Raw genomic sequence first — 12,963 nt, 5'->3', positions numbered from 1 at the left:
TCCGGAGGTGAGCCGTGCGTCCCCTCGCCCCGGTCACTCAAGCAGCGATTCCAGCAGCAGTCGGGAGGTACGCATGGTGGGGAGCCGTCCTCGTCCCACGGGGCTCTGGAGACGCAGGGCGACGGCCGCGTGGCAGCCGTCGGGCGCGGGCACGTCGAGGAGGGCCCAGCCGTGGGGCCCGGACGGTGCCCAGGGTGGGGCCAGTGCCGCTGCGAGGCCGACGTGATGGGTGCCGACCCCGCCGGGCAGTCCGGTGCCGATCCCCTTGAGGAAGGCTTCCTTGCGCACCCAGCAACCGAGCAGCCCCTCCTGACGCACCGTCGGAGGCAGGGTGTCGAGGGCGCGCCGCTCGTCGGGGTGCAGGCGCCGGGCCATCCGTTCGAGGCCGTCGCCGGCCAGTTCCAGCGACTCGATGTCGGCCCCCACCTGCGAGGCGGCCAGCGCGTAGAGTGCGACGTCCCCGGCGTGCGAGAGCGAGAAGTGCACCCCGGGGTGGTCGGCGACGGCGGGACGCCCGTGCGGCTTCTCGCAGCCGGGCATCCCGCACCGCTCGCGGACGAGCGCGACGTCCTGTGGAGCGGTCCCGAGGCGGGCGCCGAGCAGCACGCGCAGCCCCACGTGGGACGTGACGAAGCGCATGCGTGCTGCGGGGTCCTGGAACCCGGCGGCACGCTTCGCCTCTTCGGCGTCGAGGATCGCGGCGCGCGCGGCGGCTGCCGCGGCGTGGTCCGGAATCCACAGCGTCCACACGTCGACCGCGTCGATCCTGTCCGCCCGGTCGAGCGGATCGTCCGTGTCGGTGTCATGAGGCCCGGGCGGCCCGCCCGCCGCCCCCACCGGAAGGGACTCAGTCATGAAGGTGCCACTACGGCCTGTCGAGGCCCTTCGGATCGAGCCGGAGGTCGTCCGACCACTCCGCCGCGAGGAGTGCGGCCTCCACCCGGGACCGCAGCCCCAGCTTCCTGGTGATGCTGGTCAGATGGGCCTTGACCGTCCGCTCTGCGATGCCGAGCCGGCGGGCGAGCTCCCGGTTCCCCTCACCGTCCGGCAGCACGCTGAACACTTCGAGCTCCCGTGGGGTCAGCACCCGCAGGGCGGATCGCTCCACCGATGCCAGGCGGCCGCCACCGACCCGTATTCGTCCGTCGACGCCTCCGTCGGCCGGAAGCTTCTCCCCATGCATGCGTTCTCCAACTCCTTGAGGAAGCCGTCACCGCAGGAGGAATCGGATCGACTTGTTGTACACAACCGCGATCCCCCCCTCGGCTCGACAGTGAATCTAGACAGCACTCGCACCGGCCGGTCGCCGTTGTGGCTTGCGTCACTCGCGCTGGACTCCCATGGCGAAGGGTCACCGGTTGGACTGGATTCCCACTCGAATATGGGTCGATCCGCCCCGAGAAGGCCGAGACCTGCGGCACGTGGGAATGCTGGGCAGACCAGCCGCCACCCCAAGTCCGGAGCCGGACGCACCGACCCGATCGCCAGAGATCATCAACCATGAAGCGAAACGGTGGTTCTGTTCAAGCTTTTACCGGCGGCCCCGTTGACTGTAATCAAAATGAGTCGATCACTCAACTCTCTTCGGTGACCCAGGTGTTGGCGTGGCCAGTCGCCTGTGTCGGCCACCGTTGCGATGGTCACCGAGGGGTGGACGTACGCCCTTCGACCCTCGTGCAGGAATCTCCGCAGGGGTGGTGAAGCGCAATCCGCACCGTAAAAACCGGTTCTTCATTCAGTCTTCTCCGGTTCGTGGCCGTGTCCGAAGCCGGATGCGGATAAGGAAAAAACTCTCACCCAAGGGGAACTGACGGTTCCGTGCAAAACACCGCCCCGCATTCAAGGCCCCCGGAGGGCCGGATTTTCGGTGCCCGCCGGACCATCCCCGCCGCAGACAGCTTGAGGTGACCGCATGTTGTCCAATTCATTCGCTCTGGCCGGTTTCGACGCCGCGGGCGGTTCCCGGATCGCGGCCGTCGCCGGCGTCCGCCCGGAACGGGTCGTCGGCAACGAAGAGCTGGGGAAAGGCCTCGGCGTCACGGCCGAGTGGATCGAGCGGCGGGTGGGCGTCCGCGAGCGGCGGTTCGCCGGAGCGGAGGAGACCGTCACGGGGATGGCGGCCGGCGCGGCGGCCAAGGCGCTCTCGGCGGCGGGTCTCACCGCCGCCGACGTCGATCTGCTGGTCCTGGCCACCTGCTCCATGCCGTCGCCCATGCCGAGCGGCGCGGCGTCCGTCGCGGCGCTCCTCGGTGTCCCGCACATCGCGGCCTTCGACGTCAACGCGGCCTGCGCGGGCTTCTGTTACGCCCTCGGCGTAGCCGACGGCCTCATCCGCTCCCGCACCAGCCGCCGCGCGCTGGTCATCGGGGCCGAGCGGATGACCGACTGGGTGGACCAGGAAGACGTGGACACCGCAACCGTCTTCGCCGACGGGGCCGGTGCCGCGGTCGTCGTCGCCGCGGAGCGGGCGGGGATTCACCCGGTGGAGTGGGGCGGGGACGGCGACAAGGCCGGACTGGTCGCCATCCCCGACCGACACGGCAGCGTGACCATGCAGGGCCAGGCCGTCTACCGCTGGGTGACCTCGGAGCTGGCCGCGGTGGCGGCGGCGGCCTGCGCTCGCGCCGGGATCACCCCGGCCGACCTCAAGGGCTTCGTGACGCACCAGGCGAACCTGCGGATGATCGAGCGTCTGGCGACGAGCCTCGGCGCCACGAACGCCGCCGTGGCCCGGGACATCGTGGAGACCGGCAACACCTCGGCGGCCTCCGTGCCGTTGGCGCTGTCCCGGCTGATCGACCTCGGCCAGGTCCGGCCCGGTGAACCGATCCTGCTGATGGGCTTCGGCGCGGGCCTCAGCTACGCGGCGCAGGTGATCTCCTGCCCCTGACGAGGGCGCGGCGGAGCGGGCCCGCACCGCCGCGGACGCGCGGCGGGGAAGGGCTCGCCCCGCCCCGGCCGACCGGCACAACGCCGACCGCCTCGACGTTTGGGCCTGGACTGCGACGACGGGACCAGAAACATCGACCGAGACCACCAGCACATGCGCTGACTTCGGCAATAACTTGGCCAGTACAACAGAACACAGCCAAAGGCTGCCCGCTTCGCGGGCCGACCGACCACCACGCCTGCGCCTCTCGCACGAGCGCAACTCCAGGACGGTTTCCCCGGCGTCGAGGCCCGGTGCGGGCTCTGTGCGCAAGAGGGTGTGCGGGTCAGACGGGCAGTGACTTCTTGAGGATCTTGCCTGCGGGGTTCCTGGGCACCTCTTCGATGAACCGGATGTGCCGGGGCCTCTTGTACGCGGCGAGGAGGCCGGCCAGGTGGGCCTGCACCTCGTCGGGGGTGGTCCCGTCCTCGGCCACCACGAAGGCCAGCGGCACCTCGCCGTAGTCGGCGTCCGCCACCCCGACCACGGCGGCGTCGTGCACCGCGGGGTGGGAACGCAGTGCCTGTTCGATCTCCCTGGGGTAGACGTTCTGCCCTGCCCGGATGATCAGGTCCTTGCTCCGGTCGATCAGGTGCACCCGGCCGTCGCGATCGATGAAGCCGAGATCGCCCGTGCGGATCCAGCCGTCCGTCGTGATGTCGGCGGTGGCCTTCTCGTCGTTCCAGTAGCCGCGCATCACTCCGGGGCCGCGCGTACAGATTTCCCCGATGACGCCGGGGGACACCTCCTGGTCCTTCGGGTCCAGGGCCTTCACAGACATGCCGGGGATCACCCGGCCGGCCGGGATCACGTCGGTGGTGCCCGGCGCGGGGTGCTCGTCCGGACCGAGCGTGACGAACGGACCGCCCACCTCGGTCATCCCGTAGACCTGCCGGAAGCCGCAGCCGAGCCGATCGAAGGCCTCGGCGTAGACCTCCGGCGGCATCGGCGCGGCACCGTAGAGCACCTCGCGCAGACTGGACAGGTCCGTGCTCTGCAGCGACTTCGACTGCATGAGGAAACGGATCATCTGAGGCACCAGCCAGACGTGCGTGGCTCGGTTCTCCTCGATCGCGGCCAGCGCCCGCTGAGGCTGGAAGCCCGGCATGAGCACCACGGTGGCACCCGCGGCCATGTAGGTGAGGGAGACCACCATGCTGCCGTGGTACAGCGGGCAGCAGTTGACCATCACGATGTCGTTCGTGGGCCGCACCTGGGCGAGCCAGCCGAGCGCGATGGCGCGGAAGGAGGCGTGGTCGACGGCGACGCCCTTGGCCCGGCCGGTGGTCGCCGAGGTGTGCAGGATCGCCGCCGGCGCGTCGTCCGGCACGTCGGGAAGACCCGAGGTCCCGGCATGGTCTGGCACGGGCGCGTCGGACAGGGCCGGCCCGTCCGCCTCGCACAGTGCGGCGAACTCCGCGCCGTCCACCGGCACGCGGATCCGCACCGGCAGGTCCGGATGCCGTTCCAGCAGGGCCGACTCACCGATCACCGCCACCGGATCGCAGGACTCCGCGATCGCGAACACCTCAGCGGGGGTGAGGCTGTGGTTGAGCGGGACGAACAGCGCTCCCAGACGGGCCAGCGCGAAGTACGTCTCCAGCACCTCGATGCGGTCCAGCGAGAGGACGGCCACGCGGTCGCCGCGGCGGATGCCGCGCCCGGAGAGACCGCGGGCGAGTCGGGCCACCCTGTCGTGGAGCTCGGCCCAGGTGACCGAGCGGCGCGCGTCCACCAGTGCCGTCCGGTCCGGGAAGCACTGGTGGTTGCGCTGCAGCAACTGGGTCAGCCACATCACGCACCGCCCGGCTGCGGGGCGGAGTCGGCACGGTCGGCGAGGAACCGTTCGTAGTCCGCGATGGTGGACAGCTTCTCCATGTCCTGGGCGGTGATCTCCGCTCCCGTGTGCTGTTCGATGAGCAGGATCAGACGAACGAGGTCCCCCGAGTCGATACCGCTGGCGGCCAGGTCGGTGTCGTCGCTGAGTTTCTCGGCGTACTCCGACGTTCCAGTCAGTTCGGTGAGTAGCTCTCGTATGGTGCTCATGCTTGTCCACCCTTCACAACGCCACGCGGTCTCTCGGATCGGAAAGGAGGAGCGGGAGGGTGCCGACAATCCCTGTCGCCGCTGTGGTGTTGCTCACGCGGTTCCGACAGCTGGTGAGGGATTGAACCCGCCGCGCCGCCACTCCTCCGTATGTGAAGCCCATGGGGAAGAGGGCAGAGGAGGTGCCAGGTGATCACCGAGGCAGGTTCCACGGCCGCTGCCGCGGACGACGGGAAGCATCGCGACGAGTACTTCGATGAACTCGTCGCGGCCGACGAGTTCATCGAACCCCGGGACTGGCTGCCCGACGGCTACCGGCGGATGGTGGTCCGGCAGATCGCTCAGCACGCGCACTCGGAGATCATCGGGATGCAGCCGGAGGGGTCCTGGCTGACCCGGGCCCCCTCCCTCCGGCGCAAGGCCGCCCTGCTCGCCAAGGTGCAGGACGAGGCCGGACACGGCCTGTACCTGTACGCGGCGGCGGAGACTCTCGGCGTCACCCGGGCCGAACTCCTCGACGCGTTGCACAGTGGACACCAGCGGTCCTCGGACACGTTCAACCACCCCGCCCTGACCTGGGCCGACACCGGGGCGATCGCCTGGCTGACGGACGGCGCTGCGGTGATCAACCAGGCCCCGCTGTGCCGCACTTCCTACGGCCCGTACGCAAGGGCCATGCAGCGGGTGTGCCAGGAGGAGACCTTCCACGTCCGTCAGGGATACGACCTGCTCTGGACGCTGTGCCGGGGCACGCGGGAGCAGCAGGAGATGGCACAGGACGCCGTCAACCGGTGGTGGCTGCCCGCGGTGGCCCTGATGTTCGGCCCGCCGGACACGGTGGAGGGCGGCGGGGACACGAGGGCCGCGGCAATGGGCGCCGCGGTCAGCCGCCGTTCGATGGCCTGGGGGATCAAACGCCACAGCAACGACGAGCTGCGGCAGCGCTTCCTGGACAACGTCGTCCCGCAGGCGGAGCGACTCGGAGTGACTCTGCCCGACCCGGCGATCCGCTGGAACGAGGAGCGCGGGCACTACGACTTCACGCCGGTGGACTGGCAGGTGTACCGCACGGCCCTGGCCGCCGGCGCTCAGTGCGGCCGACAGCGGCTGGCGCACCGCGTGGCGGCCCACGAGAACGGCGCCTGGGTGCGGGCGGCGGCCGACGCCTACGCGGCACGCCGGGTGACGGAGGGGCAGGAGCAATGAGCCGCGAAGCCGTCGGGGCGCAGACGCCCTGGGAGGTGTTCATCAGGCCGCGCCGTGGCCTCTCCCATCAGCATGTCGGTTCGGTCCAGGGCGCGGACGCCGACATGGCCATCGCCAACGCAAGGGACCTCTACACCCGCCGCGGGGACCCGGTGTCGATCTGGGTGGTGCGCTCCGACGCGGTGCGGGCCTCCTCTCCCGGCGAGAAGGACCCCTTCTTCAGCAACGGAGCCGACAAGCCTTACCGGTATCCGCAGATGTACGTGCCGCTCAACGAGGCAGACGACCATGACGAGTGAACTCCCCGGTGGCTTCGCCGGTACGCGGAACCACGACGTCGCCGACTACGCCCTCAGGCTCGGTGACGACGCGCTGATCCTCTGTCAGCGACTGTGCGCCTGGGTGACCAACGCCCCCACCATCGAAGAGGATCTGGCCCTGTCGAACATCGCACTGGACCTGCTCGGCCACGCCCGGGTCCTGCTGGGCTTCAGTGGCCGTTCGGACGGGACGAACCGCAGCGACGACGACTTCGCCTACCGCAGGACCGAGCGCGAGTTCCGCAGCGCGCTGCTACTGGAGCTGCCGGGCGGCGACTTCGCCGTCACCATCGCCCGGCAGCTGGCGTACACGCACTACACGAGCCTGCTGTACGCGGAGCTGGCGGCATCGGCCGATGAGGGGCTGGCGTCCTTTGCCTCTCGCGCGGCCAAGGAGGCGGAGTACCACTGCCTGCACGCCTCGCAGTGGACCGTACGGCTGGGTCTGGGAACGGAGGAGAGCCGTCGGCGGATGCAGGCTGGTCTGGAACACGTCTGGCCCTATGCGGCCGAGCTGTTCGAGGCCGACGACCTGACGACCCGGCTCGACACGGACGGCACGGCGGTCGCCCCGGCCCGCCTCCGGGCCGCTTGGGAACGGGAGGTGACCGGGATCCTGACAGAGGCCGGGCTCACCGTCCCGGCGCCGTCCTGGCAGGCGACCGGCGGGCGGTCGGGACTCCACACCGAGGCGTTCGCCCCGCTGCTGGCCGAATTCCAGTCGGTCTTCCGACAGTATCCCGGAGGTGTCTGGTGAGCGCGGCCGTCCGGTTGGACCCCGACCAGGTCCGGGCCCGGGTGGAGGCCGTACCGGACCCGGAACTGCCGATGATCACCCTGGCCGACCTGGGAGTGATCCGTTCGGTGCGGGAGGGCGCGGACCGTGTTGTGGAGGTTGTCGTCACGCCGACCTACCTCGGCTGTCCGGCGCTCCCGGTGATCGAGGCCGACCTGCGGACCGTACTGGCGGAGTGCGGGCATCCCGAAGGGCGGGTGACGTGGGCGCTCTCGCCCGCGTGGACCACCGACTGGATCAGCGGGGCGGGTCGCCGCAAGCTCGCCGAACACGGCATCGTGCCCCCCGGTGCCGCAGGAGCACCGCTGCCGGTCCGGCTCGGCCTGGGCCGACCTTGCCCGAACTGCGGTTCCGCGGCGACCCGGCCGCTGGGCCCGTTCGGGTCGACCGGATGCCAGACGATCCTGGTGTGCACCGCCTGCCGGGAGTCCTTCCCCCACATGAAGGCGGTGTGACGGCGCCCATGACGACGACCGAGCAGGGCGTGGTGGCGCTTACCGGGCCCGCGACCGGATGGCACCGGCTGCGGGTGGCGCGGGTGCAGCCGCTCACCGATGAGGCGGTGGCCCTCACTCTGGACCTCCCGGACCGGCTGGCCGGTGCCTTCTCCCACCGGCCCGGCCAGCACGTGACCGTCCGGCACCTCCTGAACGGGACCGAGATCCGCCGCAGTTACTCGATCTGCCCGTCACCCTACGGGCAGCGCGAACTGCGCCTGGTGGTCAAGCGGCTCGGCCCCGGCGGCTTCGCGGAGTACGCCACGACCGTGCTGTCCGCCGGTGACGTGCTGGACATCGCGCCTCCGACCGGCGGCTTCGGACTCGTGGCGCGGCCCGGGGCGCACCACGTGATGGTGGCCGCCGGCAGCGGTATCACTCCGCTGTTGAGCATGGCTACGGCGGCACTGCAGGACGATCCCCGGTGCAGGGTGTCGCTGGTCTACATCAACCGAACGGCCCGGTCGGTGCTGCTCGCTGACGAACTCGTCGACCTCAAGGACGCCCACGTCGACCGGTTCCTCCCCCTGTACCTGCTGACCCGGGAGACCCGCGAGGCCGAGATGCTCTCCGGCCACATCGACACCACGAGGCTGCCGCGACTGCTCCGCGCGGTCGGCGCCGAGCCGGACGGCCACGCGTACTTCTACCTCTGTGGGCCCTGGGCAATGGTCACGTCGCTGCGCGAGGCCCTGACCCAGTGGGGTGCCGACCCGGCTTGGATACGCTCCGAACACTTCTCCCTCGCCTCCCGGGACCCGTCACCGCCGGTGGCCGAACCGCGCGCCCGCACCATGCGGATCACCGCCTCTCTCGGCGGACGGACGACCGTAGCCGTCATGGAGGACCAGGACCGGGTGGCGCTGGACGCACTGCTGCGGGACCGGCCGGACATTCCGTACTCCTGCCGCGAGGGTCTGTGCGGAAGCTGTCGCGCCAGGGTGACCCACGGAGCAGTCACGACCGGCCGCCAGTACGTGCTGGGGCCCGGAGAACTCGCGGCGGGATACACCCTTGCCTGCCGTGCCCGCCCGCAGTCCGACGAGACGGGGCTGGACTTCGACCTCTGAGCGGACGAGAAGGGCACCGCACGACCACTGCCTGCTGCATCCCAGCGCGCTGATCGGCGCACCTTGTTGAGGAGACGCGATGACCGACACCACGTCAGGGCCCCGCGACCCGGGGACGGACGATCCGGTGGTGACCTTCCGGGGAAGGACCCCCTACGACGACTACGTCCACGCCTCGGTGCTGTCCTCCCTGCAGCAGCCTCTGACCGACGACCCGCACGAGATGGGGTTCCTGGTCACGGCCCAGGTGATGGAGCTGTGGTTCACCCTGGTGGTCCACGAGTGGCGGTCCGCCCGGGACGCGCTGGTCAAGGACGACCACGAGCGCGCCATGGGCGCCCTGCGCCGCAGCATCAGCGCTCATCACGCCCTCAACGACTCCCTCCGGCCGATCGCGAGGATGACCCCGGGCCAGTTCAACGGATTCCGCGCGGCGTTCGGCGTGGCGTCCGGCTTCCAGTCGGCGAAGTACCGGCAGTTGGAGTTCCTGCTCGGCGACAAGTCCCGTTCGCTGATGAACCCGCAGCGGGAGGATCCCAGGGCGTACGTCGAGCTGGAGGAGCTGCTGAACGAGCGGTCGCTGTACGACGAGACGCTGGTCTACCTGCACCGCAGGGGCCTGCCCGTCCCGGACCACGTGCTGGAACGCGACGTGACCGCCCCGTACGAGGCCGACCCGGACGTCGAGGAGGTCTGGCGGCGTATCTACGCCGGCCCGCAGAACGACCCGCTGCTGGACCTGGGCGAGGCCCTGACCGACATCGCCGAGCTGGTCATACGCTGGCGTAGCGACCATGTGCTCGCCACCCGCCGGGCGATGGGCTCCAAGGCGGGCAGCGGCGGCTCCTCGGGGGTCGCCTGGCTGGAGAAACGTGCCGCCCGACCCGTGTTTCCCGAGATCTGGAGTGCGCGCGGTCATGTCTAGGCAGATCTCCGCAGTCGCAGTCGCAGTCGCAGTCGCAGTCGCAGTCGCAGCCGAGGAAGAGCGCCGAGTGCTGGGCCTGAAGCCCGTGCTCGCGCCGGTCCACCCTTCCTGCGGCGAGCACTCCAGCCAGGTCTACGACCTGTGGCCGGCCGAGGACCCGGAGGTCCCGCCGGTCCTACTGCGGCACGGTGGCCACTGGCGGTACGACCGGATGCGTCTGACGCGCTTCGCCGCGTACCTGGCGGCGAACGGGTTCACCACGGTGCTGCCCGAGTTCCGGCGGGCCGGTGGCGACGGAGGCTGTCCGGGCGCGTTCGACGACGTCGCTCTGGCGGTGGACACCGTCCCGGCCGGCCGCTCCTGGGTGCTGCGCCGGCGGCCACCTCGCCCTGTGGGCGGCTGCGCGCGGGCGGCTGCCCGCGGTGCTCGCGCCGGCTCCGGTCACCGATCTCGGCAGGGTGATCCGGGAGGGCCACAGCAACGGTGCGGCGCTGGAACTGCTCGGCGGCCCCGACCACGCCGAGTTCCGGACTGCGCTCACGCTGCTGCGGGACAGGGACTCGACCGGCGTGCCGATGACGGTCCCGCACGGCGCCGCCGCCGAGGAGGCGCCGCTGGAACAGTTCTGCGACCACTGGGCGGTGCGCCCCGAGGAGGAGCTGGTCATCCTGTCGGAGGCCGGCCACCACACCCTCGTGGAGCCCGGCGCGCAGACCTCCACGAGGTGACCGCCGTCTTCACCCGGCCGGCCCGCCACGGGAAGGAGCGCCCGTGACCGTCTCCGAGTGCACACCCGCCCTGGAGGAACTGAGGGCACGGGCGTCCGCACTCGACACCGCGGACCCGCTGGCAGCACAGCGGGAACGCTTCGTCCTGCCCGACGGAATCGTCTATCTGGACGGCAACTCGCTCGGTGCCCTGCCGGCCGCGGTGCCGGGAGCGCTCGCGGATGGCGTGCACCGGCAATGGGGTGTGGGCCTGATCCGCTCCTGGAACGAGCACCAGTGGTGGCAGGCGCCGCTGCGGGTGGGGGAGGCGATCGGACGGCTGCTCGGCGCGGCGCCCGGGCAGACCGTGGCGGGCGACTCCACCACCGTCCAACTGTTCAACGGCCTGATCGCGGCAGCGCGGCTGCGTCCCGGGCGGCGGGTGCTGCTGACCGACCCGGGCCACTTCCCCACCGACGGGTACATCGCCGACTCGGTGGCCCGGCTGCTCGGTCTGGAGGTCCGCAGGGTCGCGGTGGACGACCTGCCGCGGTGCTTGGCCGAACGGGGACACGAGGTGGCGGTGGCCGGCTATTCCCCGGTCGACTACCGCACCGGTGAGCTCCACGACATGGCTGCGATCACCCGTGCCGTACAGGAGGCCGGAGGTTTGATGTTGTGGGATCTGTGCCACGCGGCCGGCGCGCTGCCCGTCCGACTGGACGAGCTGGGCGTCGATCTGGCGGTGGGCTGCGGTTACAAGTTCCTGTCCGGCGGACCGGGCGCCCCGGCCTTCATCTACATCGCCAGGCGCCACCAGGCCGCCTTCGACCATCCGCTCACCGGCTGGAACGGGCACGTGGATCCCTTCGAACTGAGCGGTGACTACATCCCTGCCCCGGGAGTGGAGCGGGCCCGTATCGGCACGCCGCCGATCCTCTCCCTGCTCGCGCTGGAGGCGGCCCTCACCGCCTTCGAGGGGGTCGGCATGGAGCAGGTCCGGGCCAAGAGCTTGTCGCTGACCGGGTTCTTCATGGAATGCGCCGACACCCTGCTGGACGGTCTCGGTTTCACCGTGGTCACCCCCCGGGAACCGGACCGTCGCGGCAGCCAGGTGGCTCTCCGGCATCCGGACGCGTATCCGCTGGTGCGCGCGCTCGCCGCCCGCGGCGTCATCGGGGACATGCGGGCTCCGGACCTGCTGCGGTTCGGCGTCAACGCCCTGTACGTCTCCCATCGCGACATGCTGACGGCCGTACGACACCTGCGGGAGGCTGTTACCCGAGGGGAGTACCGGGACCCGCGCTTCCGACACCGCGCCGCCGTCACCTGACCGACCGGCACAAGTGCAGACCACACGCCTCGCGCTGCGCACGGCGGACGTGGCCTCCCGCAGTGCGAGCCGCGCGCCGGCCGGGGCGAGCAGGCCCTGGCGACCAGGACCGGAGCAGAGCGGGACCCGCACGAGCCGCGTCCCGCCCCGGGACGCGGAAGCGGTCCGGCTCCCCCCGGGTCCGGTCGGCGTCGAGCCACCCTCGGACGGCGACGTCCGGCGCGGTCCCGGCGACGAGTTGTCCGTGCCGGGCTGCGCTCGGGTCTCCCGGCCGGCACCAGCAGGCGCAGGCGATGGCAACGGGGTGACTCGCGCGCTGTGCCCGGATACCGAGACGCGACACCAGGCCGCGCGGCGGACCGCTCGTGACCGGAGTCCGCCCTCGGCCTCCTGTTGTCCTGGGCCGGAGATCCCGGAGCGGGAGGGTGTGGCATGACGCCGTGGGCCGGGCTGTCAGGCGGACTGCCGGTGCCAGGCGTCGTGGAAGTTCTGCCGGGCCCGGTGCAGCCGGGAGCGGACCGTCCCGAGAGGGAGGGCGAGCGCCGTCGCCATCTCCTGCTCGTCCAGGCCGTAGACCGCGCGGAGGGTGAGTACCTCGCGATGGTGGTTCGGCAGCCGGTCCAGGACATCGCTGATGTGGACGGCGGCCATGGGATTGTTGTCCTGCACCAGGTCGGGCAGATCCTCGGCCGCGAAGTCACCCAGGCGCCGGTGGGCGCGGACGGCTTCCCGTACGGCGATCGCGCGGGCCCAGGCGTAGAAGGCATTGGGCTCGCGCAGTCCGCGGATGCCGCGGTAGATCGCGAGCATGGCCTCCTGCGCGGCATCCGGGCCGTGCCGCCGGGTGACCCGCTGACAGTGCCGCACGACCAGTGGGGCGACGTGCTGCAACAGGTCGTTCATGGCCTGACGGTCGCCGGCCTGAGCGCGTGGCAACAGGATGCTCACCTGCGGGGCGTGGCGGTCGCGGAGAGGGACGACGTCGGCGTCGCAGGGTTCGGGGCTGGCCTTGGGCGTGCTTGACGTAAGGGTGCTGGACATGGGGCCTCACGAGTGTGGCGGGCGTTCGGGGGCTGGTCTGCTCTCCTTGAGGACGTCCCTCAGCGTCGGTCGCCGTGGTCAGGGGCGGGTGCC

At 71.1% G+C, this 12,963-nt stretch carries 14 protein-coding genes; 9 read left to right on the top strand and 5 right to left on the bottom strand.

The window, feature by feature from the left end:
• Nucleotides 1-33: 33 nt before the first annotated feature.
• Nucleotides 34-855: a 4'-phosphopantetheinyl transferase superfamily protein gene (locus WBG99_RS05760; protein WP_338895272.1), complete on the bottom strand. Its 822-nt coding sequence runs from the start codon at nt 853-855 to the stop codon at nt 34-36.
• Between the two features lie 10 nt (nt 856-865).
• Nucleotides 866-1,183 (bottom strand): helix-turn-helix transcriptional regulator, encoded by a 318-nt coding sequence (locus WBG99_RS05755; RefSeq protein WP_338895271.1) that lies wholly within the window; start codon nt 1,181-1,183, stop codon nt 866-868.
• A gap of 729 nt (nt 1,184-1,912) precedes the next feature.
• Between WBG99_RS05755 and WBG99_RS05750 the strand changes: the two genes are divergently transcribed.
• Nucleotides 1,913-2,890 (top strand): beta-ketoacyl-ACP synthase 3, encoded by a 978-nt coding sequence (locus WBG99_RS05750; RefSeq protein WP_338895270.1) that lies wholly within the window; start codon nt 1,913-1,915, stop codon nt 2,888-2,890.
• A 325-nt stretch (nt 2,891-3,215) separates the two neighbouring features.
• Here the strand turns inward: WBG99_RS05750 and WBG99_RS05745 are convergent, their stop codons facing one another.
• Together WBG99_RS05745 and WBG99_RS05740 are read right to left on the bottom strand one after the other, a co-directional pair.
• Nucleotides 3,216-4,724: an AMP-binding protein gene (locus tag WBG99_RS05745; protein WP_338895269.1), complete on the bottom strand. Its 1,509-nt coding sequence runs from the start codon at nt 4,722-4,724 to the stop codon at nt 3,216-3,218.
• Nucleotides 4,724-4,975: an acyl carrier protein gene (locus WBG99_RS05740; RefSeq protein ID WP_338895268.1), complete on the bottom strand. Its 252-nt coding sequence runs from the start codon at nt 4,973-4,975 to the stop codon at nt 4,724-4,726. The genes WBG99_RS05745 and WBG99_RS05740 overlap by 1 nt, the downstream gene beginning before the upstream one ends.
• A gap of 192 nt (nt 4,976-5,167) precedes the next feature.
• On the opposite strand from WBG99_RS05740, the gene paaA reads away from it, so the two are divergent.
• The 8 genes from paaA (at nt 5,168) to kynU (ending at nt 11,829) form a co-directional block, all read left to right on the top strand.
• On the top strand, nt 5,168-6,181 hold the full coding sequence (paaA, locus tag WBG99_RS05735) for a 1,2-phenylacetyl-CoA epoxidase subunit PaaA (RefSeq protein WP_338900233.1): 1,014 nt from the start codon (nt 5,168-5,170) through the stop codon (nt 6,179-6,181).
• Complete coding sequence (gene paaB, locus WBG99_RS05730; RefSeq protein WP_338895267.1) at nt 6,178-6,480, top strand: 1,2-phenylacetyl-CoA epoxidase subunit PaaB; 303 nt, start codon at nt 6,178-6,180, stop codon at nt 6,478-6,480. The genes paaA and paaB overlap by 4 nt, the downstream gene beginning before the upstream one ends.
• Entirely contained in the window at nt 6,470-7,258 is a 789-nt protein-coding gene (paaC, locus tag WBG99_RS05725; protein WP_338895266.1) for a 1,2-phenylacetyl-CoA epoxidase subunit PaaC, read from the top strand. Before paaB ends, paaC begins: the two co-directional genes overlap by 11 nt.
• Nucleotides 7,255-7,752 carry a 1,2-phenylacetyl-CoA epoxidase subunit PaaD gene (paaD, locus tag WBG99_RS05720; protein ID WP_338895265.1) on the top strand — a complete coding sequence of 166 codons (498 nt, stop codon included), beginning with the start codon at nt 7,255-7,257 and terminating at the stop codon, nt 7,750-7,752. The genes paaC and paaD overlap by 4 nt, the downstream gene beginning before the upstream one ends.
• An 8-nt stretch (nt 7,753-7,760) precedes the next feature.
• Nucleotides 7,761-8,864 carry a 2Fe-2S iron-sulfur cluster-binding protein gene (locus tag WBG99_RS05715; RefSeq protein ID WP_338895264.1) on the top strand — a complete coding sequence of 368 codons (1,104 nt, stop codon included), beginning with the start codon at nt 7,761-7,763 and terminating at the stop codon, nt 8,862-8,864.
• Nucleotides 8,865-8,943: 79 nt separating this feature from the next.
• Nucleotides 8,944-9,789, top strand: a complete 846-nt coding sequence (locus WBG99_RS05710; RefSeq protein ID WP_338895263.1) for a tryptophan 2,3-dioxygenase family protein — start codon at nt 8,944-8,946, stop codon at nt 9,787-9,789.
• Nucleotides 9,790-10,076: 287 nt separating this feature from the next.
• A complete protein-coding gene (locus tag WBG99_RS05705; RefSeq protein WP_338895262.1) occupies nt 10,077-10,517 on the top strand; it encodes a hypothetical protein in 441 nt (146 codons plus the stop codon).
• 43 nt (nt 10,518-10,560) lie between these two features.
• A complete protein-coding gene (kynU, locus tag WBG99_RS05700) occupies nt 10,561-11,829 on the top strand; it encodes a kynureninase (RefSeq protein WP_338895261.1) in 1,269 nt (422 codons plus the stop codon).
• Nucleotides 11,830-12,282: 453 nt separating this feature from the next.
• Here kynU and WBG99_RS05695 read toward each other — a convergent pair whose 3' ends face one another.
• Nucleotides 12,283-12,870, bottom strand: coding sequence for an RNA polymerase sigma factor (locus WBG99_RS05695; protein WP_338895260.1), 588 nt, complete (start codon nt 12,868-12,870; stop codon nt 12,283-12,285).
• Nucleotides 12,871-12,963 lie beyond the last annotated feature (93 nt).

Source organism: Streptomyces sp. TG1A-60 (assembly GCF_037201975.1).
GTDB lineage: Bacteria > Actinomycetota > Actinomycetes > Streptomycetales > Streptomycetaceae > Streptomyces.
Note: the sequence above shows the minus strand (reverse complement) of the source record. Positions and strands in the feature narration are given on the sequence as shown.